Annotated in this window: 22 protein-coding genes, 3 tRNA genes and 1 rRNA gene; 9 read left to right on the forward strand and 17 right to left on the reverse strand. The window is 66.7% G+C overall.

Features of this window, described 5'->3' with window-relative positions:
• The first annotated feature begins 18 nt into the window (after positions 1-18).
• From FHR95_RS12630 to speA, 3 genes are all read left to right on the forward strand, one after another.
• The gene (locus FHR95_RS12630; RefSeq protein WP_040183959.1) at positions 19-318 is read left to right on the forward strand and encodes a DUF2782 domain-containing protein; all 300 of its coding nucleotides are present in this window, start codon (positions 19-21) and stop codon (positions 316-318) included.
• Between the two features lie 122 nt (positions 319-440).
• Positions 441-1,400, forward strand: coding sequence for a homoserine kinase (locus FHR95_RS12635; protein WP_183314640.1), 960 nt, complete (start codon positions 441-443; stop codon positions 1,398-1,400).
• Positions 1,397-3,319 carry a biosynthetic arginine decarboxylase gene (gene speA / locus FHR95_RS12640; protein WP_040183957.1) on the forward strand — a complete coding sequence of 641 codons (1,923 nt, stop codon included), beginning with the start codon at positions 1,397-1,399 and terminating at the stop codon, positions 3,317-3,319. The genes FHR95_RS12635 and speA overlap by 4 nt, the downstream gene beginning before the upstream one ends.
• A gap of 76 nt (positions 3,320-3,395) precedes the next feature.
• Here speA and FHR95_RS12645 read toward each other — a convergent pair whose 3' ends face one another.
• The 9 genes from FHR95_RS12645 to FHR95_RS12685 all read right to left on the reverse strand — a co-directional run bounded on the left by FHR95_RS12645 (position 3,396) and on the right by FHR95_RS12685 (position 10,013).
• Positions 3,396-4,061, reverse strand: coding sequence for a fumarylacetoacetate hydrolase family protein (locus FHR95_RS12645; RefSeq protein WP_040183956.1), 666 nt, complete (start codon positions 4,059-4,061; stop codon positions 3,396-3,398).
• A 102-nt stretch (positions 4,062-4,163) separates the two neighbouring features.
• Positions 4,164-5,168 (reverse strand): ectoine hydroxylase, encoded by a 1,005-nt coding sequence (gene thpD / locus FHR95_RS12650; protein WP_183314641.1) that lies wholly within the window; start codon positions 5,166-5,168, stop codon positions 4,164-4,166.
• A 218-nt stretch (positions 5,169-5,386) separates the two neighbouring features.
• A tRNA-Thr gene (locus FHR95_RS12655) sits at positions 5,387-5,462 on the reverse strand.
• A gap of 43 nt (positions 5,463-5,505) precedes the next feature.
• Positions 5,506-5,580: transfer RNA gene (locus tag FHR95_RS12660), tRNA-Gln, on the reverse strand.
• A gap of 6 nt (positions 5,581-5,586) precedes the next feature.
• Positions 5,587-5,662: transfer RNA gene (locus tag FHR95_RS12665), tRNA-Phe, on the reverse strand.
• Positions 5,663-5,754: 92 nt separating this feature from the next.
• Complete coding sequence (locus FHR95_RS12670) at positions 5,755-6,027, reverse strand: oxidative damage protection protein (protein ID WP_040183954.1); 273 nt, start codon at positions 6,025-6,027, stop codon at positions 5,755-5,757.
• A gap of 22 nt (positions 6,028-6,049) precedes the next feature.
• Positions 6,050-7,141: an A/G-specific adenine glycosylase gene (mutY, locus tag FHR95_RS12675; RefSeq protein WP_183314642.1), complete on the reverse strand. Its 1,092-nt coding sequence runs from the start codon at positions 7,139-7,141 to the stop codon at positions 6,050-6,052.
• Between the two features lie 83 nt (positions 7,142-7,224).
• Positions 7,225-9,564, reverse strand: a complete 2,340-nt coding sequence (locus FHR95_RS12680; protein ID WP_183314643.1) for an AsmA family protein — start codon at positions 9,562-9,564, stop codon at positions 7,225-7,227.
• The gene (locus tag FHR95_RS12685) at positions 9,561-10,013 is read right to left on the reverse strand and encodes an acetyl-CoA sensor PanZ family protein (RefSeq protein ID WP_040183951.1); all 453 of its coding nucleotides are present in this window, start codon (positions 10,011-10,013) and stop codon (positions 9,561-9,563) included. Before FHR95_RS12685 ends, FHR95_RS12680 begins: the two co-directional genes overlap by 4 nt.
• A gap of 192 nt (positions 10,014-10,205) precedes the next feature.
• On the opposite strand from FHR95_RS12685, the gene hisB reads away from it, so the two are divergent.
• The 4 genes from hisB to hisF all read left to right on the forward strand — a co-directional run bounded on the left by hisB (position 10,206) and on the right by hisF (position 13,126).
• Positions 10,206-10,799 (forward strand): imidazoleglycerol-phosphate dehydratase HisB, encoded by a 594-nt coding sequence (gene hisB / locus FHR95_RS12690; RefSeq protein ID WP_040183950.1) that lies wholly within the window; start codon positions 10,206-10,208, stop codon positions 10,797-10,799.
• A gap of 31 nt (positions 10,800-10,830) precedes the next feature.
• A complete protein-coding gene (gene hisH, locus FHR95_RS12695) occupies positions 10,831-11,472 on the forward strand; it encodes an imidazole glycerol phosphate synthase subunit HisH (protein ID WP_040183949.1) in 642 nt (213 codons plus the stop codon).
• A 130-nt stretch (positions 11,473-11,602) separates the two neighbouring features.
• Entirely contained in the window at positions 11,603-12,349 is a 747-nt protein-coding gene (gene hisA / locus FHR95_RS12700) for a 1-(5-phosphoribosyl)-5-[(5-phosphoribosylamino)methylideneamino]imidazole-4-carboxamide isomerase (RefSeq protein ID WP_040183948.1), read from the forward strand.
• Positions 12,350-12,352: 3 nt separating this feature from the next.
• Positions 12,353-13,126, forward strand: coding sequence for an imidazole glycerol phosphate synthase subunit HisF (hisF, locus tag FHR95_RS12705; RefSeq protein WP_040183947.1), 774 nt, complete (start codon positions 12,353-12,355; stop codon positions 13,124-13,126).
• Between the two features lie 12 nt (positions 13,127-13,138).
• Here the strand turns inward: hisF and FHR95_RS12710 are convergent, their stop codons facing one another.
• Complete coding sequence (locus FHR95_RS12710) at positions 13,139-13,720, reverse strand: YjaG family protein (protein WP_040183946.1); 582 nt, start codon at positions 13,718-13,720, stop codon at positions 13,139-13,141.
• 171 nt (positions 13,721-13,891) lie between these two features.
• Positions 13,892-14,185, reverse strand: a complete 294-nt coding sequence (locus FHR95_RS12715; RefSeq protein ID WP_040183945.1) for an MGMT family protein — start codon at positions 14,183-14,185, stop codon at positions 13,892-13,894.
• Positions 14,186-14,241: 56 nt separating this feature from the next.
• Between FHR95_RS12715 and FHR95_RS12720 the strand changes: the two genes are divergently transcribed.
• Positions 14,242-14,940: a type 1 glutamine amidotransferase gene (locus FHR95_RS12720; RefSeq protein WP_040183944.1), complete on the forward strand. Its 699-nt coding sequence runs from the start codon at positions 14,242-14,244 to the stop codon at positions 14,938-14,940.
• 4 nt (positions 14,941-14,944) lie between these two features.
• On the opposite strand, the gene mnmH is transcribed toward FHR95_RS12720, so the two are convergent.
• The 5 genes from mnmH to FHR95_RS12745 all read right to left on the reverse strand — a co-directional run bounded on the left by mnmH (position 14,945) and on the right by FHR95_RS12745 (position 20,196).
• Positions 14,945-16,066, reverse strand: a complete 1,122-nt coding sequence (gene mnmH, locus FHR95_RS12725) for a tRNA 2-selenouridine(34) synthase MnmH (RefSeq protein ID WP_183314644.1) — start codon at positions 16,064-16,066, stop codon at positions 14,945-14,947.
• Entirely contained in the window at positions 16,063-17,100 is a 1,038-nt protein-coding gene (gene selD / locus FHR95_RS12730) for a selenide, water dikinase SelD (protein WP_183314645.1), read from the reverse strand. The genes mnmH and selD overlap by 4 nt, the downstream gene beginning before the upstream one ends.
• A 144-nt stretch (positions 17,101-17,244) precedes the next feature.
• Entirely contained in the window at positions 17,245-18,624 is a 1,380-nt protein-coding gene (radA, locus tag FHR95_RS12735) for a DNA repair protein RadA (protein ID WP_183314646.1), read from the reverse strand.
• A gap of 128 nt (positions 18,625-18,752) precedes the next feature.
• Positions 18,753-19,202 (reverse strand): copper resistance protein NlpE N-terminal domain-containing protein, encoded by a 450-nt coding sequence (locus FHR95_RS12740; protein ID WP_040183940.1) that lies wholly within the window; start codon positions 19,200-19,202, stop codon positions 18,753-18,755.
• 100 nt (positions 19,203-19,302) lie between these two features.
• On the reverse strand, positions 19,303-20,196 hold the full coding sequence (locus tag FHR95_RS12745; protein WP_040183939.1) for an AEC family transporter: 894 nt from the start codon (positions 20,194-20,196) through the stop codon (positions 19,303-19,305).
• Positions 20,197-20,315: 119 nt separating this feature from the next.
• Between FHR95_RS12745 and hisC the strand changes: the two genes are divergently transcribed.
• On the forward strand, positions 20,316-21,371 hold the full coding sequence (gene hisC / locus FHR95_RS12750) for a histidinol-phosphate transaminase (RefSeq protein ID WP_183314647.1): 1,056 nt from the start codon (positions 20,316-20,318) through the stop codon (positions 21,369-21,371).
• A 274-nt stretch (positions 21,372-21,645) separates the two neighbouring features.
• On the opposite strand, the gene rrf is transcribed toward hisC, so the two are convergent.
• A 5S ribosomal RNA gene (gene rrf, locus FHR95_RS12755) occupies positions 21,646-21,761 on the reverse strand.
• Positions 21,762-21,797: the final 36 nt, after the last annotated feature.

The raw sequence follows: 21,797 nt of genomic DNA on the forward strand, positions 1-21,797 counted from the left end.
GCGGCCATGGAGGTCAAGATGAAGAAGATACCGAGACGTTCGCTCAGCGTCCTGCTACTGGCCCTCGTCATGGCCCTGGCCACCGGCGGCAGTGCCGTGGCGCAGTCCTCGAGCGACCTCGAGCCGGACATCACCATCCGCCAGGAGGAAGAGCGCACCATTCGTGAGTACCGCGTCAATGGCGAGCTCTATGCCATCGAGATTCGCCCCTCCTCCGGGCCCTCCTACTATCTGGTCGACCATGACGGTGATGGCGACTTCGAGCGCCGTGAGGGCGACCGCATCGCCGTTCCCCAGTGGGTGCTCAAGACCTTCTGAACCTGCCGCTTCCCCGCTTTCGACTCCCGTCCACGGCACCACGACTGCCGAGGACGGGGTACGTGCATCGGTGTGCCAAGTCGCTACAATAGGCGGCTTGGCATTTCCCGGGCGAGAGACACATGGCCGTATTCACACCGCTTACCGAACCTCAGGTCGCCGACTTCCTCAGCCGCTTCGATGCCGGCTCGCTGGTCTCCCTCGAGGGTGTGCCTGCCGGCACCGAGAACACCACCTTCTTCGTCACCACCGACCGACGCGAGCTGGTGCTGACCCTGTTCGAGCAGGGCGAGCACGAGGAGCTCCCCTTCTTCGTCGAGCTGCTCGACTACCTGGACGAGCACCGCCTGCCGGTCCCGGGGCCGCTGCACGATCTCGACGGCATCGCCCTGCACGCCCTGGCCGACAAGCCGGCCTTGCTGTTCCCGAAACTGCCCGGCCGACACCCGGCGGACCCGAACCTGGCGCAATGCCGCGAGCTCGGCAATGCGCTGGGTCGCATGCATGTGGTCTCCCGCCACTTCCCGGGCCACCGCCCCAATCCGCGCGACCTGCATTGGCTGCTGCCCATGCACCACAAGGTGCTGGCCTACCTCTCGCCGCAGGACCAGGCGTTAATGAAGGATGAGGTGGAGATCTACCAGGGATTCTTCGGCGATAGCCCGGACCTTCCTCGGGGGGCGCTTCACGGCGATCTGTTCCGCGACAACACCCTCTTCGACGGCGACCGCCTGGGCGGGCTGATCGACTTCTACAACGGCTGCACCGGCGATCTGCTGTTCGACCTGGCCATCGTCATCAACGACTGGGCGACCGGCCCGGACGGCCGCCTGGACGCGGCGCGTCACGATGCCATCCTCACTGCCTACCTGGCCCGCCGACCGCTGACCCCTGCCGAGCGCGATGCCTGGCCGATGATGCTTCGCCTGACGGCCCTGCGCTACTGGCTGTCGCGACTGCTGGTGGTCTACGTGGATCCACCGGCCCACAACCTCACGCCGCATGATCCCGAACGGTTTCGCACCATCCTCAAGGCACGCCTGGAACATGGCGCCCTGCCGCTGCCCGAGGTAAGCCAATGAGCCAGTCCAAGTATCGCGCGGCCGGACCGGCCCTGCGCGCCCGACGCACCTGGAACATCGACCAGTGGGGCAGTGGCTACTTCGACGTCGACGACAGTGGCTGCGCCCTGGTGCGCCCGCTGGGCAGTGAGACCGAGGGCCCGGCGCTGCCGCTGAACGATCTGGTGGCCGAGCTCAAACAGGCAGGACTGCGCCTGCCGGTGCTGGTACGCTTCACCGACATCCTCCACGATCGCGTCGAGCAGCTGTGCGCTGCCTTCGATACCGCCATGCAGGAGGAGGCGTTCGATGGCGGCTACACCGCGGTCTATCCGATCAAGGTCAACCAGCAGCGGCGCGTGGTGGAAGAGATCCTCGGCACCCAGGAGCGCGGTCATGGCCGAGTGGGACTGGAGGCCGGCAGCAAGCCCGAATTGCTCGCCGTGCTGGCGCTCTCCGGCGACGGTTCCTCGCTGATTGTCTGCAACGGCTACAAGGACCGCGAGTACGTGCGCCTGGCGCTGATGGGCGAGAAGCTCGGCCATCGGGTCTACCTGGTGGTGGAGAAGCTCTCGGAACTGCCGCTGATCCTCGAGGAAGCCGAGCGCATCGGTGTGACGCCTCGTATCGGCCTGCGCGCCCGGCTGGCGACCGTGGGACGCGGGCGCTGGCAGAACACCGGGGGCGAGAAGTCCAAGTTCGGCCTTACCGCGAGCCAGGTGCTGGCGGTGGTGGAGCAGCTGCGCGAGGCCGATGCCCTGGCCAGCCTGCAGCTGGTGCACTTCCACCTGGGGTCGCAGATCGCCAACATCCGCGACATCCAGCGCGGCCTGCGCGAGTGCGCGCGCTTCTACCAGAGCCTGGTGGAACTGGGCGCACCGGTGGATACCGTGGACGTGGGCGGTGGCCTTGGCGTCGACTACGAAGGCACCCGTTCACGCAGCTTCTGTTCCGCCAACTACTCCATGCTGGAGTACGCCCGTAACGTGGTGTACGCCTTCCGCCTGGCCTGCCAGGAGTTCGGCCTGCCCGAGCCCCACCTGATCAGCGAGTCGGGACGGGCACTCACCGCCCACCACGCGGTACTGATCACCAACGTGATCGGCGAGGAGCGCATCGGCGACGAGGCACCCCCGCGCCGGACCGAGGGCGACCCCCAGGTGGACGAGCTGTGGCGCGTCCACGAGCTGCTGCACGAGCAGACCGAGCCGCGCGGACTCGTGGAGGCCTGGCATGACCTGGTGCAGGCCATGGGCGAACTCCACGAGCGCTTCGTGATGGGCCTCACCGACATCACTGCTCGCGCCGAGGGCGAGGGCGTCTACTTCGCCGCCTGTGCCCGGCTACGCGCACGACTCGACACCCGCAACCGCGCCCACCGCGAGATCGACGACGAGCTCGCCGAGAAACTTGCCGACAAGCTGTTCGTCAACTTTTCGCTGTTCCAGTCGGTGCCCGACGTCTGGGGCATCCAGCAGATCTTCCCGGTGCTGCCGCTGACTGGCCTGGACCGTGAACCGGTGCGCCGCGGGGTGATCCAGGACATCACCTGCGACAGCGACGGACGTATCGACGGCTACGTGGATGGCCAGGGTGTGGAGACCACCCTGCCGCTGCCGGAGTGGCAGCAGGGCGACGAGAAGTTGCTGGGCTTCTTCATGGTAGGCGCCTACCAGGAGATCCTCGGCGACCTGCACAACCTGTTCGGCGACACCGACTCGGCGGATGCCGCCCTGGACGGCAACGGCCGCTGGTCGATCAGCCAGATCCAGCAGGGCGACCGGGTTGCCGACGTGCTCGGCTACGTCAACTTCGATGTCACCGCCTTGCGCGAGCGGCTGGCTGAGCAACTCGCGCGCAGCGGCCTGGAGCGAGCCGAGCAGCAAGCCTTCCTCGACGACCTCTCGGATGGCCTGGACGGCTACACCTACCTGGAGTGAACACGCGCCCCCCGGACACACACGCCCCGCAGTGAAAGCTGCGGGGCGTGTGTGTCCGGGGACATCGCGGGTCGGGTTACTCCACCACGTGAGTGGTGACTTCCAACCCGCCGGTAAGAGTGAAGTGCAGCGTTGCGCCACGCTCCAGCGACCCCACCCCGGCCGGCGTGCCGGTCAATACCACGTCGCCCGGCTGCAGGGTGAAGTGGCGGCTCATCTCCGCCACCAGAGTCGCCACCTGAAACAGCATGTCCGCCCCTTCCCCGTGCTGGCGCATCTCGCCGTTCACCTCCAGGGTAAACACAAGGCCACTCCAGTTGGGTACCTGGGTGAGCGGCAGGAAGGACGAGAGCGGGCAGGCACCGTCGAAGGCCTTGGCGATCTCCCAGGGGTGCCCCTTCTCCTTGAGGCGCGACTGGACATCGCGCAGGGTCAGATCCAGTGCCAGCCCGATGCCGACGATGCCGCGCTCGGCCTCTTCGCCCGTGACGTGCGAGAGCTCCTCGCCGATCAGCAGCGCCAGCTCGGTCTCATAGTGGACCTCCCCCTGGGAGAAGGGCGCGTCGACCGGCTGCTCCAGCGGGACAACGCTGGTCGCCGGCTTGATGAACAGCAACGGCTCGCTGGGCACCGGATTGTCCAGCTCCCGGGCATGATCCGCGTAGTTGCGACCGACACAGACGACCTTGCCTAGCGCGTGGGGAAACTCCTGGCCATCGGTAAAACGTGGAACAAAGCGCATGCCGAGTCTTCTCCTTGTCGTTATGCGTGCCGCGTCAAAGCGACGAATTTCTCAGTCTACCCCTGAGGCACCGTGGGTCCAGCGCGGAGGTAGCGACTCGGCTCAAGCCGGCCCTTCCATCGACCAGCGCTCGCCCGGCTCGTGAGCCAGGAAGCGCGGGCGCCGGCGACTCGCCCCGAAAGGCGCCACGCAGCGGTTATCGAGGCGATTGTAGACGAAGAAAGCGTTACTGCGCGGGTCAGGCGACATGTTGGCATTGGAGCCGTGCAGCACGTTGCAGTCGAACAGCAGCAGGCCACCCGCAGCACCGGTCGGCGCCTCGATACCGTGCCGGTCGATCAGCGCGCGCAGCGCCTCGCGGCCAGGCACGCCGGCCTGCTGCTGCTTGAGCGACTGCCGATGGTTCTCGTCCGGGGTCTCGCCCAGACAGGGCACGAACACCCGGTGGGAGCCCGGCACCAGCATCAACGGGCCGTTGAAGGGGTGGTTGTCGGTCAGCACGATGGAGGCGCTCACCGCATGCATCGCCGGCATGCCGTCCTCGGCATGCCAGGTCTCAAAATCCGAGTGCCAGTTGAAGCCCTTGCCCTCGAAGCCCGGCTTGTAGTTGATGCGCGACTGGTGGACGTAGGGCTCGCCGCCGAGGATCTGGCGGGCGCGGCCCATCAGGCGCTCGTCTTTGGCCAGGCGAGCAAAGATCCGCGACAGGAAGTGCACCGCGAACAGCGAGCGGATCTCATTGCCTTGAGGCTCGGTGATGCTGAAGTCGCGGCCGCGGAAGTCGTCGTTGTCGAGAAGGGCCCCGAGTTCCCGGCGCAGCTCGGCGAGCTCGTCGCCGCTGATGAAGCCGGGCTCGAAGAGGAACCCCTGGCGCTCGAACGCATCGAGCTGCGCCTGGCTCAGTGGCCCTTCCTCGGCATGCCCCTTGACCACCCCCTCGTAGCGGCTGAGCCACGGCATGTCCAGCGGCTCGGCCAGCCGGGTGGGATAGGGGTCCTGGCCCGGGCGCGGCGCACTCTTCACGCGGCTTTGGGGATCAGGAGAATCAACAACGGAGCGCAGGTCAGGGTGTTCCAGCGTGCGGTAGGACGATGTCTGCACTGACATCCAATCACCTCCCATGAATCCGTGATCAGTCTCAGTTCGAACACATTCCAACGGCCGGACAGCCGTGAGCGACCCCAGTGAAGGAGCCGCACGATGCCATATGGTGACGCCCTCGGGGGTTTCAAGGGCAACGAAAAAAGCCACCTCGACGGGTGGCCTCTTCTATGCTGCGACTCTTGATGTGCCTGGCGATGGGCCAGGGAAATCCCGGTGCTTGATGGTGCCGGCAGCAGGAGTCGAACCCGCGACCTACTGATTACAAGTCAGTTGCTCTACCAACTGAGCTATGCCGGCTCGGGAACCGACTCGAGTCACAGAATCGGAAACAAGGTTGGCGTGGCTGGGGTACCAGGATTCGAACCTGGGAATGCCGATACCAAAAACCGGTGCCTTACCACTTGGCTATACCCCAGCAGATTGGTGGCCAGAGACGGAATCGAACCGCCGACACGGGGATTTTCAATCCCCTGCTCTACCGACTGAGCTATCTGGCCGCTGCCAACGGTGCGTATTAAACCCCAGCGAGCCGTTTCCGTCAACCCCTTTCGTTTCAGAAAGATGGCCGGTGAACGTCGACATGGCGGGGCTACTCGCTCGGCGGCACATAGCCCTCGGCCTGGTCGGTCTCGCGGTTGTCGAGGAAGCGCTCCATCTGCTCCATCAGGTACTCCCGCGAGGCGGGATCGAGCATGTTGAGGTGCTTCTCGTTGATCAGGCGTGTCTGCAACGCCTGCCACTCCTCCCAAGCCTGGCGGGATACGCTGGCCTGGATCTCCTGGCCCTTCTTCCCGGGCAGCGGCGGGAATGGCAGGGCATCCATTTCCTTCTGGTACTTGCGACAGAAGACGGTCTGGCTCATCGGGTCTCTCCTCATGCAGGGGTCAGGGCCCGGCGGTGGTGGTCAGTGCGAACGGCGCCAGCGACGCCAGCAGTGCCTTGACCGGTGCCGCCAGGCCGATACTGGGGGGATCAGAAGGATCGTACCAGCAGCGTGCCTCGTCCACCGAATCCATCCGGCCGACGCGAGCCGGCTGCGGGGTGATCTCCAGGCGAAAGTGACTGAAGACATGGGTGAAGGGCTGCCAGGTCGGCTCGAGCTCGCTGTCCGGTGCTCGCGCGAGCAGCCAGGCCTGCAGCGCCTCGCTGTCATCGAACTGAGGCAGGCTCCAGAGCCCGCCCCACAGGCCGCTGGAAGGACGCTGCTCGAGCAGCACGCGCCCCTCTCGATCCTGCAGCAGCAGCATGAGGGTCGAGCGCGTGGGCAAGGCCTTCCTCGGCTTGGACTCGGGGAAGCGCTTCTCCTCGCCGCGAGCGTGGGCCACGCAGACCTCTTCGAAGGGGCAGCGACCACAGTCTGGCGTGCCGCGCCGACAAAGGGTTGCCCCCAGGTCCATCATCGCCTGGGTAAAGTCGACCAGTCGCTCATCGGGCGTATAGTGCTCGGCCAGGGCCCACAGCCGCCGCTCCACCGCCGGCCGTCCGGGCCAGCCCTCCACGGCATGCAAGCGCGCCAGCACCCGCTTGACGTTGCCGTCGAGGATCACCGCTCGCCGTCCGGTACTCTGGGCGATGATGGCCCCGGCCGTGGAACGGCCAATGCCGGGCAGCGCCGCCATTTCGTCGAGGCTGTGGACGGGAAACTCCCCATCGCACTGATCGACCACCACCCGAGCGGCCTTGTGGAGGTTGCGTCCCCGGGCGTAGTAGCCGAGCCCGGTCCACAGGTGCAGCACCTCATCCTGGTCGGCCGCTGCCAGCGAGGCCACATCGGGGAAGCGCGCCATGAAGCGCTCGAAGTAGGGGATCACCGTGGCCACCTGGGTCTGCTGCAGCATGATCTCCGAGACCCATACCCGATAGGGGCTACGCTGCTGCTGCCAGGGCAGGTCGTGGCGACCGTGCTGGTCGAACCAGGCAAGCAGACGCCGCTGGAAGCGCTCCGGCGGCAGAATGGCGGGCGGCATATCCATCATGAAGCTCTCCCGTCACCAAAGTCTCAGGGCGCAAAAAAGCGCCGACTGGGGAAGTCGGCGCAGGGACTGGACGTACGTGTTACTCAATCAAGGAGACCCTTCAAGGCATCGCGAAGTTCCCGGCCGGCCTCCTCGCCAATACGCTGGTCGATCTGCTCGGCGGCGCCCTCGAGACGCTTCTCGACCTCCTCGCCGGCACGCTGCGAGGCCTCCTCCCTCAGCAGCTCGGCGAGAGTGGCCTGGAAGGCCTGGCGATCGAAACGGCACCATTCGGCGCTGTCCCGGTCCAGCTGCCCCTCGCAACGCACCGGCAATGGCACCCGCTCGAGGCGCCGGTTGATCTCGCAGGGAGCGTTCTCGGCACTGACCAGGCGAAGCGCGGCGCGCAGATCGAACTGCTCGCTGACCAGGTCCAGCTCGCCCTTTCCGCCCACTTCCATGCCGGGCAGCGTGACCACCAGATCGTCACTCCTGACGCTGCCCTCATCGAGTGTCAGGGTGGCACGGATGCGCTCGAAGCGAGTCTCGTCGCGCCACTCGCGGTTGAGCGACTCGCCCTCCAGGGCAGCGGCCGTGGTGCAAAGCTCCCGGGAGATGTTGACGCCGGGTATCGCGCCCTCCTCGATGCGAGTGGTGAGAGTGCCGCCCAGGTGACGCCTGAGGGCCACCAGGGTGTTGCCGCGGGTGGCGAGCTCGCCCTCGCCGCTGAAGCGACCGTTCAGGGGCGAGGGCGCGTTGCCGAGAGCCTCGAGCAGCGACTCCAGGCGCACTCGCTCGACCTTCGGCGCCAGCTGCCAGCGAGCCGGTGTTTCACGTACATCGAGAACCCCGGAGGCGGCCAGGCCGCCATCATAGAAGCGCGACTCGAAGGCCGTCAGGCGATGGCGACCGTCGCGCCCCTCGAGGGTCAGGTCGACGTCGAGGAAGTCGAGTCCGGCCAGGCGCAATTCACCCAAAGCCAGTTGGGCGTCGAGGCTTAGCGCGGCCAGCCATTTCGTGGGCACCAGGGTATCCGATTCGGCGGCATGGGCCTGACGGAAACCTGACAGGCGCCACAGCGAGGCGCTATCGTCTGCCATCCCCGGGGGTGGCAGATAGCCGTCCAGGTCGAGCCGGTCACCCTGCAGGTCCGCGGCAAGCCAACCACCATCGAACTGACCCGCCAGCCGACCGGTAAACGTGCTGCCGTCCAGCACCAGGGTCAGGCCGGCGAGCTCGAGGCGTTCGAGATCGCCGCTGACCGGGCTGGTCAATGCCACATCGGAGAGCGCCTCACCATTGGCCATGACCGGCATCATGTCGAGCCGCGTCAACCAGGGCCTCAGCGAGAGTGGCGCCAGGCGCAGCTGGCCGGTGTAGGCCGGCGCCTCGGCGAGGTGACTGAGGTTGAGGTTGCCGCTGAGCTTCAGGGCATCGGGGCCGGTCAGCGCGATGTCGCGCAGGTGGGCACTCTGCTCAGCGAGATCGGCATCCAGGGTGAAGGCCAGCGACAGCGGCAGTACCTTCTCGCCCAGGCGCGGATGCTTGAGGCTGGCATCGAGCTGCCCCTTCTCCAGCTTCAGGCTGCCCTCGCCGAGGCTAACCACCAGTTGGGCACCCTTGAGCTTGAGCGTCTGTTCGCTCTCGAGACCGGCGAAGCGGTTGACCGTCTCGAGACTCAACCCTTCCAGCACGTGTCGGCCCTCCGCCAGGCCCAGCGCCACGCGACTCTCCAAGGCGACCTCGCTGACCAGGCGCGCCTCACGCTCCTGTTGCCGCCCCTCTAGCCCCTCGTAGCCCGTCAGCCGGAAGGAGGACGCGACCGGAAAGGCTCGCCTGGGGTTGACGTTGCTGCCACTGACCTGGACGTTCTCGAAAACCAGTTCGCGATCCGCCAGGGCATCGCGGAAGCGTATCTCCCCATCCCGGACCCGCACGCTTGCGATGTTGAGCGCCACAGAGAGGCCGGCGCCGGGTTCGGACCCGGCGCTGGCCGGACCCAAGGCGGCTTCGGCCTGGTTGCCGCTCTCGCCAAGGCGCTCGAGCAGCACCTCCCAGTTGCCCTCCCCCTGTTCGTCACGCTTCAGGGCCAGGTAGAGGCCATCAAGGGTAAGGCCGTCGATGGCAACTTCGCCGCGCAGCAGCGGCGTGAAAGCGAGGCTGACCTCGGCATGAGAGAAGGCGGCGAAGGGTATCGCGTCATCCTCCTGATCAGGCAGGCGGGCCTCCGCCTTTTCCACCCCGACCCCCAGCCGGGGATAGAAGGACCAGGTCAGGGCGCCATCGAGGCTCAGCTCCAGCCCGCTGTGCTCGCGCACCACCTCGACCAGCCGAGGCTTGAGGTCATTGGGATCGAAGAAGGTGGTGACATATACCACGGCGCCGACCATCACCAGCCCGAGCACCCCGATGGCGGCAAGCAGGGTTCGCAACAGACGCCTCATTGCCGGCCTCCTGGTGAGGGAACGTCCAGCTCGAAGTAGTCGCCGTCCTTGGTAAGGCGGTAACCCAGCCGGGTGAGCAACATCTGGTCGGCCACCGGCAACCGGGAGGAGTCGGCATAGAGGCGGCGTCCTGCGGCATGGGCGTTCTCGCTGACCAGCGCCAGCAGCCTTGAGCCGACGCCGCGACGCCGGGTCGTCCTGCGCACGCAGAGGTTCGACAGCCACCAGGCATTGTGATCGGATTTCACCGCCACCGCGCCCAGCAGTCGGTCATTGAAGCGCGCACAGCTGAAGAGGTGGCCACTGGCGAGATGGTCACGGATGAACTCGTCCACGGGCAACGGCAGTCGCTCGGCGGGAGCGTCAGCGTAGATACGCGCAAGGTCGAGGCGTACCTGGGCATCCGCTTCCCAGGCGGCCTGATCGACCTGTTGAAGGGTCACCGGCATGCGTGGTTCTCCTTGAGCCGGGGCAGCGGGGTCGCCACCACTGTAATGACCCGCATTGTAGCGGATGGGGCCGGCGATTCACTATAATGGCAGGCTCACGGCGTCGGGCTCTGCGCCCGGCACACCTTCGCCTTGCCGGCCGGTGACCCTCACCGACCTATCGACACGCGCCACCGGCGCTGGAGATCCGACATGCCCGAGCGTATCGCCACGGTCACCCGGAACACGCAGGAAACCCAGATCACGGTGACCCTCAATCTCGACGGCGAGGGGCGCCTGGCCTGCGAGACCGGCGTGCCCTTCCTCGACCATATGCTCGACCAGGTCGCTCGCCACGGTCTTGTCGACCTCGACATCGAGGCGGTGGGCGACCTGCATATCGATGATCACCATACCGTCGAGGACCTCGGCATCACCCTGGGACAGGCCTTCCACCAGGCGATCGGCGACAAACGCGGCATCCACCGTTACGGCCATGCCTACGTCCCCCTGGACGAAGCCCTGTCGCGGGTAGTGATAGACTTCTCCGGGCGCCCGGGGCTTTACATGGATGTCGAATTTACCCGCGCCAGCATCGGTCGACTGGATACCCAGCTGTTCTGGGAGTTTTTCCAGGGCTTCGTCAACCATGCCCGGGTGACGCTGCACATCGACAACCTGAAGGGCTTCAACGCCCACCATCAGGCGGAAACCATCTTCAAGGCCTTCGGCCGCGCGCTGCGCATGGCGGTGGAGCCTGACCCGCGCATGGCCGGCCAGATGCCGTCCACCAAGGGCAGCCTCTGAGGCCGCCGAACGATTACACGAGGAGCGTTCCATGACCATTGCCGTCATCGACTACGGAATGGGCAATCTTCATTCCGTCGCCAAGGCACTGGAACACGTCACCCACGAGAACGTGATCGTGACGCGGGATGCGCGCCGTATTCGGGGCGCCACTCGCCTGGTACTACCCGGCCAGGGGGCGATCCGCGACTGCATGGGCGAGCTCGAGAAGACCGAGCTGCGCGGCCTGGTCGAGGAGCTGCTGGCCCGCCAGGCCAAGCCGCTGCTGGGCATCTGCGTCGGCCAGCAGATGCTGCTCGATCACAGCGAGGAGAACGGCGGCATCGGCTGCCTGGGCTTTCTGCGCGGCGAGGTGCGAAAGTTCCCCGGCGACATGCGCGATGACCGCGACAACCGCCTCAAGGTGCCCCACATGGGCTGGAACCTTGTGCACCAGCACCATGACCACCCCCTGTGGGCAGGCATCGACCAGGATGAGCACTTCTATTTCGTGCACAGCTACTACGTCGACGCCAGCGATGATGCCACGGTGCTCGGCACCACCGACTACGGGCGGGTGAGTGCTCATGTGGCGATCGGCCGCGATGCTACCTTCGCCGTGCAGTTTCACCCGGAGAAGAGCTCTCGGGCCGGCCTCAAGCTGCTGGAAAATTTCGTCCAATGGACGCCCTGAGCATTGCTCCACGCTATCGCGCCGCTGCGCCGCCCTTCATCGCGCTCGTGGCCACGCTCCCCTGCAAGCGCTAGTTGGCCGCGCCATGCTTTACAGGGGCGCGTGACCGCGCCAACTCAAGGACACTGACATGCTGGTAATTCCTGCCATCGACCTCAAGGATGGCAAGTGCGTGCGCCTCAAGCAGGGCCGCATGGACGACGCCACCACCTACGGCGATGACCCCGTGGCCATGGCCGCCCGCTGGGTCGAGGCCGGCGCCCGCCGCCTGCACCTGGTCGACCTCAATGGCGCCTTCGAAGGCACGCCGGTCAACGGCGAGGCCGTCACCGCCATTGCCCGCGCCTGGCCCGACCTGCCGATCCAGATCGGCGGCGGCATTCGCAGCGCCGAAACCATCGAGCACTACCTCGAGGCCGGGGTCTCCTACGTGATCATCGGCACCAAGGCGGTCAAGGAACCGGACTTCGTTGGTGAGATGTGCCGCGCATTCCCCGGTCACGTGATCGTTGGCTTGGACGCCCGGGATGGCTTCGTGGCCACCGACGGCTGGGCCGAGGTCTCGACGGTGAAGGCCACCGACCTGGCCAAGCGCTTCGCCGACGACGGCGTCTCCAGCATCGTCTACACCGACATCGCCCGCGATGGCATGATGTCCGGCGTCAACGTCGAGGCCACCGCGGCGCTGGCCCGGGAAGGGGGCCTGCCGGTGATCGCCTCCGGCGGCGTGACCAATCTCGACGACCTGCGCGCGCTGATCGCGGCGCGGGAACCCGGCATCCTGGGCGCCATCACCGGCCGCGCCATCTACGAGGGCAACCTCGACGTGGCCGAGGGCCAGAGGCTCTGCGACGAACTCAGTCTGAAGGGGAGCTGATCCATGGGACTCGCCAAGCGCATCATTCCGTGCCTGGACGTCGACGCCGGCCGCGTGGTCAAGGGTGTCAACTTCATCGGCATCCGCGACGCCGGTGACCCGGTGGAGATCGCCCAGCGCTACAACCAGCAGGGCGCCGACGAGATCACCTTCCTGGACATCACGGCGAGCCATGAAGACCGCGACACCACGGTGGAGATGGTCGAGCGAATTGCCGGCGAGGTGTTCATTCCGCTCACCGTGGGCGGCGGCATCCGCACCTGCGACGACATTCGAACCATGCTCAACGCCGGCGCCGACAAGGTGTCGATCAACACCGCCGCGGTGACCAATCCGGATTTCGTGCACGAGGCCGCCGAGCGCTTCGGTAGCCAGTGCATCGTGGTAGCCATCGACGCCAAGCGGGTCTCGGAGGAAGGCGAGCCGGGACGCTGGGAGATTTTTACCCATGGCGGACGTCGCCCCACCGGCCTGGATGCCGTGGAGTGGGCGAAGAAGATGGTGGCCTACGGCGCCGGCGAGTTGTTGTTGACCAGCATGGACCGCGACGGCACCAAGGCCGGCTTCGACCTGGGCGTGACCCGCGCCATTGCCGACGCGGTCAGCGTCCCGGTGATCGCCTCGGGCGGGGTCGGCAACCTCGACCATCTGGTCGATGGTGTCATCGAGGGCGGCGCCGACGCAGTATTGGCCGCCAGCATCTTCCACTTCGGCGAATACACCATCCCCGAGGCCAAGCGCTACATGGCTGAGCGGGGCATCGAGATGCGCCTGTAGCCCCGCGCCGCCTCAGTCGGCGGAGAGGCCCAGGTTGCTGACGCCATCGTTGCGCCCCAGCCGGCGCAGCGCCTTGAGCGCCTCGCGATCCAGCGCTCCCGCCTCCACGGCCTCGAGCACGGCATCCTGGAAGTCGTTCTCGTCCGCCATCAGTGGATGATCGCGAATCAGCTTGTCCAGGCGCGTGGCGTCCTCCTCGCCCTCGGTGAGCTCGATAAAGGCCCGCACTCCGCTGCGTGACGTACGGCTGACCTCCAGTACCGCCTCGGGAGCCTCGCCGCGCAGAATATCGAGCAGCGCCGAGAGGGCCACCACGGCCTCCAGAGCGCGCCGAGCGCCGAAGCTGTCATCCTCGGCGGGGGGCTCCAGTTCGGCGAGCTTCTCGGCCTGGCGGTCAAAATCGATGCGCGCCTCCTTCACCGCCAGCTGCTCCCAGACCAAGTCCAGGATCACCCTCATGCCATGCGGGTCGCCATGGCCGGCGGTCTCGGCGTAGAGGCGGTAGTTGGGCAGCAGCCGCTCGCACAGTGCCGCCATGAAGGCCTGCTGGCGTCGCGGGTCGAGCTGCTGCAGGCGCTGGAAGAAGCCGCTCATGGAGTCTCCTTGGGATCCTGTTGTCTGAGTTCTCAATGGATGGCGAAGGGCGTCGGGGACAGGCCGGAGGGAAGGACTCCATATACGCCCAGGGAGGGGTTCACAGCGCCTCCTCGATGGTCCGACACGTCGGGGCCTGTCGACGAATCAGCCCCGCTGACGTTTCGCAGATCAAGGCCATAAAAGCTCCGCCGGGGCACGCCCACGGCGATCGAACAGCACGCCCTCGGCGACCAGCCGCCGGCGCTGCTCCTCGGCCCCGCCGTGATCGGCCAGCTTGCGCGAAGCGGTAATGACCCGGAACCAGGGCAGGCCGTGGTCCGCGGGAAGCTCACGCAGCGCCCGGGCTACCAGGCGCGGCGTGGCGCCATCGGTCATCGTGGCGATGCGCCCGTAAGTGGTCACCCGGCCGGGCGGGATCTCAGCCAGGATGGTCAGTATCTGTTCCCGCAGCTCCGGCTTCATGTACCCTTGCGCTCCGTCCCGTCCGTCACCCGGCATTTCATCAAGGCGAGGCCCGCATGCACGTTCACCTTCTCCAGCACAGTCCTCACCAGGGACCGGCCCGCATCGCCGACTGGCTTGCCAGCATGGGCCACAGCTTCACCATCTTCCACCTCGATGCGGGGGAGCTGCCGCCGCGGCTGGCCGATGGCGATGCGCTGATCGTGCTCGACGGCCCCGAGGGCAACCTCGATGCCGACCAATGCCCCTGGCTCAGGGGCGAACGCAAGCTGATCCACCGGGCGCTGGACGCCAACAAGCCGCTACTGGGGATCGGCTTCGGCGCCCGGCTGATCGCCGAGGCGCTGGGGGCCATCGTGGCTCGCGGCACCGTGGCCGAGACCGGCTGGCACCAGGTGGACCTCGCCCCGCTGAGTCCCGTCGACCTGCCCGACACCTTCGAGGCCTTCATGTGGCACCGCGAGGTCTTCGCCCTGCCCGATTATGCCCTGGCGCTGGGCCGCAGCGAGGCCAGCCCGCTGCAGGGCTTCACCTGGGACGACGGCCGGGTGGTCGCCCTGCTGTGCCACCTGGAGGCCACCCCCGACAGCGTCCGGGCGCTGCTCGACCATCAGGCGCCGCCTCTCGGCAACGAGACCAGCCCTCATGCTCAGGACCGGGAAACGATACTCGAGGACCCGAGGCGCTTCGACCGGCTGCCCCCGCTGCTCGACCGCCTGCTCAGCCAGTGGTTGAGGAGCGCGGCCGGGGCATGACCGTTCAGGCCGGTTGAGGCTGCGGCCGGCCATCCCGACGCGCCTCGGCGGACCACTCGCGGGCGGCCTGCAGACAGCTCTCCCAGTCCCCCACGTGAAGAAAGTGGCGGTCGGGGTGCTTCTCCAGCTGATGGCGATAAAGAGGGTCGTAGTATTCGGTCAACAGCGGCGCCAGCCAGGCCTCATGGGCCTGTCGATTGCCCCGCTCATGCTCGCGAAAGGCCAGCGCCTGCAACCGCTGCAGGCGCGATAGGCGTTCGCTGCCCAGGCGCTTCCTCAGCCGGCCCAGGGCCGATGAGAGCTGCTTGCGCATCAGCGCCCAGCCCAGCCAGTCGCCGAACTGTCGGCGATGGATCTCCCACAGGTCATCGATGTAGTCCTTGTGGATCTGCGCGAGCCGCCAGTCCAGCGGCATTTCGATGCGAACGCGCGGCGCCGGCACCATGCCCTCCCAGAAACGCAGCGGGATATTGGCTGCCCCGATGCGACGGGACTCATCCTCCACCACCAGCGGACCGGGCAGCGACAGCAAGCGCTGGCCCATGGCATGCTCAAAGTCGATCTGGCTGGGTGCCGGCAGCGGGTGGCGGCCGAAGGCCGAGCCCTTGTGGCGCGCGCAGCCCTCGAGGTCCAGGCCGTTGGAGAGCTGCAGGATGAGGGAGGTCTTGGCGCAGCCGGTGAGACCGCCCACCACCAGCAGCGGCTGCTCGGCCGCAGCGTCGATGCGCGCGCAGAGGGCCTGGCGCATCGCCTTCCAGCCGCCGCGAATGCGCGGGCGCAGGCTGCCGGCATCCGCCAGCCACTGCTGGGCGACCTGCGAGCGCAGCCCGCCACGAAAGCAGTAGAGGATGGCGTCAGGATGTGCCGCAAGGAGTTGCTGCCAGGCAGCAACCCGCGCCGCCTTGCGGCCGCCGTTGACCAGCCGCTCGCCCAGGGCGATGGCGGCGTCCTGGCCGCGCTCCTTGTACTCAATCCCCACGAGGTGGCGCTCCTCGTCGTCCATCAGCGGCAGGTTGACCGCCCCGGGCAGAGCGCCCTGGGCGAACTCCACTGGGGCACGGACATCGATCAGCACCCGCCCTTCTCGCAGCAGCGAGAGGTCGGGCTCGACCAGCGGCAGGCTCATCCACGCACCTCGATCAGCGCCGGCCCGCTGGCCTTGACGACTTCACCGAAGGGCACGAGCTCGATGCCGTGATCGCGGCCGATGCGCTCCACGTCGTCTTCCCAGGAGGGATGCACCGAGAGCAGCAGGCCGCCGGAGGTCTGCGGGTCGCAGAGCCACTGCCAGTGGGCCTCATCCATGTGCGGCAGGCTGGCACCCAGCGCGTCGCGATTGCGCCGGGTGTCGCCGGGCACCGCGCCCTGACGGCGATAGGCCTCGGCTTCGGCGAGCCGTGGCAGGCGGCGGAAGTTGACCCTGGCGGCCACGTCACTGGCCGTGCACATTTCAGCGAGGTGTCCGGCCAGGCCAAAACCGGTGACGTCGGTCATGGCATGCACGCCCTTGACCTTGGCAAGCGCCATGCCGATGGCATTGGACTGGAGCATGGTTTCGCGCGCCAGCCCATGGTGGCCGGGCTCCAGCAGCCCTTGCTTCTCGGCCGTGGTCAACAGCCCCACCCCCAGCGGCTTGGTCAGAAACAGCAGGTCGCCGGGCTTGGCGCCCTTGTTGAGCTTGAGGTGCTCGAGATCGACCAGGCCGTTGACCGCCAAGCCGAAGATCGGCTCGGGCGCATCGATGGAGTGACCGCCGGCCAAGGCCAGGCCGAGTTCGCGACACACCGCCTGGGCACCGGCCACCACGTCGCCGGCGACCTCGGCGCCGAGTACGTCCAGCGGCCAGCCGAGGATGCCCAGGGCCAGCACCGGCTTGCCGCCCATGGCATAGACATCGCTGATGGCATTGATCGCGGCGATGCGGCCGAAATCGAAGGGGTCATCGACAATCGGCATGAAGAAATCGGTGGTGGCAATCATGCCGCGACCATCCCCGAGATCGTAGACAGCGGCGTCCTCGCGCCCCTGGTTACCGACGATCAGCCGCGAATGGCTGGCGCCGGGGCCGGCCTTGGCGAGGATCCCGTCGAGCACGTCGGGAGCGATCTTGCAGCCGCAGCCGGCGCCGTGGCTGTACTGGGTCAGGCGAATGGCGCTCATCTCGTTCTCCTTGGCGTTCGTTACAGCGCATTCTACATCAAGCCAGCGTGCCCTGAGTGCCGGGCGCGTGGGCCGAGGTCAGCGTGGGGAAGCCGTCACCGTCTCTCTGTCGGTGGGTCAAGTTCGACCCCGCACGGGCAGCACTCACAAGGCGTCAAGGGCCTCGGCAAGCTTGTCCACGGCAACGACCTGCATACCCTCGGGCGAGCGCTTGGGGGCATTGCCGCGGGGCACGATGGCCCGCGTGAAGCCGTGCTTGGCCGCTTCGACGATGCGCTCCTGGCCACTAGGTACCGGGCGAATCTCGCCGGAGAGCCCCACCTCGCCGAACACTACCAGCTCCCGAGGAAGCGGCCGGTTCTGCAGGCTGGAAACCACCGCCAGCAGCACCGCCAGGTCGGCGCTGGTCTCCAGCACCTTGACCCCGCCGACCACGTTGAGAAAGACGTCCTGGTCGCCGGTAAACAGCCCGCCATGGCGATGCAGCACCGCCAGCAGCATGGCCAGGCGGTTCTGATCGAGGCCCACGGCGACACGACGCGGGTTGCCCAGCGCCGACTCGTCGAGCAGCGCCTGAACCTCGACGAGGATCGGCCGGGTCCCCTCCCAGACCACCATCACCAGGCTGCCGGCACTCTGCTCCTCGTTGCGCGATAGGAAGATGGCGCTGGGGTTCTTCACCTCCTTGAGGCCGTGCTCAAGCATGGCGAAAACGCCGAGTTCGTTGACCGCGCCGAAACGGTTCTTCTGCCCGCGAAGCGTGCGAAAGCGCGAGTCCGCTCCGCCCTCGAGCAGCAGCGAGGCATCGATCATGTGCTCCAGCACCTTGGGGCCGGCCAGGCTGCCATCCTTGGTGACGTGCCCCACCAGCATCAGCACGGTATTGCTCTGCTTGGCGAAGCGGGTCAGGGCCGCGGCGGACTCCCGAACCTGGGCCACGCCGCCGGGGGCCGAGGCGATGTCCTCCAGGTGCATGGTCTGGATGGAGTCGATGATCAGGATCTCGGGACGCTCGCGTTCGGCCACGGCGAGGATGGTCTCGATGCTAGTCTCGGCCAGCATCTTCAGGCCCTGTACCGGCAGTTGCAGGCGATGGGCGCGCATCGCCACCTGGGAGAGCGATTCCTCACCGGTGACATAGACGACCTGTCGAGACTGGGCCAGTTTGCAGGCGGTCTGCAGCAGCAAGGTCGACTTGCCGGCCCCGGGATGCCCCCCGAGCAGTACCGCCGACCCCGGCACCAGGCCGCCACCCAGCACCCGATCGAACTCCGCGAAGGTGGAAGAGAGCCTCGGCACCTCGCTGAGGTCGACGCTGCCCAGATCGACCACCTCGCGGGACAGGCCACCGGCATAGCCGCCGCGTGGAGCCGAGGGGGTGCTCGTGGCGGCACCGGGGCGTGCCGCCGAGAGACAAACCTCGCTCAGGGTATTCCATTCCTGACAGCTGCTGCACTGCCCCTGCCACTTGCGATACTCGGCACCACACTCGGTGCAGACGAAGGCGCTTTTCGCTTTGGCCATGCGGCACTCCCTCTGGTTCTCTCCCACATTCGGGGCAATCTGCACACCGCCGGGCCGCCTGCCGATGGCAGGCCCGCAACGACAAGGGGCGACCCTGAGGGCCGCCCCGATACTGCGCATTCAGACGTTTACTGGCGCCGGAGCTGCAGCATCTCGCTGTTCTGGAAGCGCCGCAGGTTGGGGTCGATCAGCTCGAGGGTCTGGTCGTCGACGCGCAGAAAATAGTAGGTCTGCCCATCACCATCGGGGGTCAGCTCGTAGACGGTGGCGGTGGGATCCTGCTCAGTGCCTTCGAGAACTTCCCAGTTGCCCGCGTAATTCTCGTTCGGCGGGTCCTGAGGGTGCGCCCGATAGGAAGCCTCGAGGTCGAAGGTACGCTCCTCGGCCGCGTCCTGCTCCTCGCCGTTCAGGGTCACGTTCAGGTCGATGCCGTCGCAGTTGCGACACGGCAGGGTTCCCTGATAGGTCGACGTAGTCGGCTCCATCTCCGGGGCAGCGGCCTGGTCGGTGGGTCCGGCGGCGCAGCCGGCCAACAGGGCGGCCAGGGCGGTGCCGGCCAGCAAGCTCCTGATTTGCATTTTTGTCCTCCTAACCAATGGGCATGACGCCGTGGGGCACGGCAGCCTGCATCACAGCATAACCTCTCGTGTGCTTAGCGGACAGCCTCTCCGCCATGCATCAGGCCAGCGGGTAGACATGGGTGAAGATCAGTGCCAACACCAGCGGCATGACCACCAGGCTGCCCAGGTTGCCGATCAACACCAGTGAAGCCACCTTATGGGGCTCCTGTCGATACTGTTCAGCCACCAGGTAGTTCAACACGGCCGGCGGCAAGGCGGCAAATACCCAAAGGGCCGCCGCCTGCAGGCCCGACAGGTCGAGCCACCAGATCAGCGGCACGGCCAGCACCAGGCCGGAGAGCGGACAGAGCACTGCCCCGAGCAGGCCCGTCTTCCAGTCGCTGAAGTCGATGTCCAGCATCCTCACCCCCAGGGCAAAGAGCATCAGCGGAATGCAGACGCCGCCCAGCATGTGCAGCGCCTCCAGAAACCAACCCGGCAGGGGAATTCCGCCCAGATTGACGGCCAGGCCCGCCAGGCTGGCCAGCACGATGGGCATGCGCAGCAGACGCCACAAGGGAGTATGCGGGCTGAGCATGTAGAGTCCGACCGAGAAGTGCAGCAGCATCTCGATGATGAACAGCACCACCGCTGCCGGCAGGGCCTTCTCGCCGAAGGCCAGCACCAGCAGGGGGATCCCCATGTTGCCGGAGTTGTTGAACATCATCGGCGGGAGGAAGGTCTTGGTCTCGAGTTTCAGCCACTTTGCCACCGGCCAGAGCACGATCCCCGACCCCAGCACCACCACGGCCCCCGCCAGGGCCAGGCTCGCATAGTCCGCCAGGGGCGCCTGGCGGTCAGCGAGCACGGCGAACACCAGCATGGGCACGAAGAGCTCCATGTTGAGGGTGTTCAGGCCACGGATGTCCGGCGTGCGGAAGCGGCCATAGAGGGTCCCGCAGCCGGCGATCAGGAAGACGGGCAGCAGGGTGGCAAGGATCTGGGCGGTCATTGCAGGGTCCGTAGGCAGCGAATGATCGATGGCGGCCCCCGAGACTAGCATGGCCGCGGCTTGCGCGGTCACGCTGCTCGAGTCACCATGACCAAAGTCCAACCCCCGAGCGAGTGACCATGAGCAAGTTCTGGAGCCCCGCCGTTCGCGAGCTGACCCCCTATGTCCCGGGCGAGCAGCCCCGCGAACGACTGATCAAGCTGAACACCAACGAGAACCCCTATCCGCCGGCCCCTGGGGTCGAGGCTGCGCTGCGCGACTACCCCGCCGATCACCTGAGGCGCTACCCGGACCCGGAGTCCCGCGCCCTGCGCGAGGCGCTGGCGGAGGAGCTTGGAGTGTCGACAGCCCAGGTCTTCGTCGGCAATGGCTCCGACGAGGTCCTCGCCCTGGCCTTCCAGGCCTTCTTCCGCCAGGCACGCCCGCTGGAGATGCCAAGCATCTCCTACAGCTTCTATCCGGTCTACTGCCGCCTCTATGGCGTCGAGCGCCGCACCCATCCTCTCGACGCCCAATGGCGTGTTGACCTCGACGCCTTCGATCCCGACGCCGGAGGGGTGATATTTGCCAATCCCAACGCCCCCACAGGCCACGGCCACGAACGCGGGGCCATTGCCGGTCTGCTCGAGCGGGTGACCGACTCGGTGGTGTTGGTCGACGAGGCCTACGTGGACTTCGGCGGCGAGAGTGTCGTACCGCTGGTCGAGCGCTTCCCCAACCTGCTGGTCACCGGCACCTTCTCCAAGTCACGCAGCCTGGCCGGCCTGCGGCTTGGCTATGCGGTGGGCTCCCGCGAGCTGATCGAGGGGCTCGAGCGAATCAAGGATTCCTTCAACTCCTATCCCGTCGACAGCCTGGCCAGCGCCCTGGGCATCGCCTCCCTGATTGACCGCGAGCACTTCGAGGCCTGTCGCGAGGCGGTGATTACCACCCGCGAACGCACCCGCGGGCGTCTCGAGACCCTCGGCTTCCAGGTGCTGCCCTCGCAGACCAACTTCATACTGGTCAGCCACCCCGATTTCGATGCCGCCCAGCTCTTCGCAGGCCTTCGCGAGCGCGGCGTGCTGGTGCGCCACTTCAATACCGACGTGCTGCGCAATCACTTGCGTATCTCCATCGGTACCGATGACGAGATGGACAGCCTTATCGAGGCCCTTGAGAGCCTGTGTCGCTAGATCCGACAAGGATCATGCGCTGCAATGAAAAAACCCCGTGCTCTGGTGAACACGGGGTTTTCTCGGGATAGGTGCCTGACGATGACTGCGGCGGTCGGCGCCCCGCTACTCTACTCGTCTCATCCTGAGACTCGCCCTCCGGGCCCGCTAAAGCGGTTCCCGTTTGTTCCCGACAAACGGGTCCAGGGGGGAGGCCCTGGCATCACGTGCGTTTGGCTGACGCACATGAAAAGACCCCGAGCTCTAGTGAACTCGGGGTCTTCTCGGGATAGGTGCCTGACGATGACCTACTCTCGCATGGGGAGGCCCCACACTACCATCGGCGCTGAGTGGTTTCACTGCTGAGTTCGGCATGGGATCAGGTGGTTCCCGCACGCTATGGTCGTCAGGCGAAAAACGGTGAATCATGCTGTTGAGATGCGTCTC

The organism is Halomonas fontilapidosi (assembly GCF_014192285.1).
In the GTDB taxonomy this organism is placed as follows: Bacteria; Pseudomonadota; Gammaproteobacteria; order Pseudomonadales; family Halomonadaceae; genus Halomonas; species Halomonas fontilapidosi.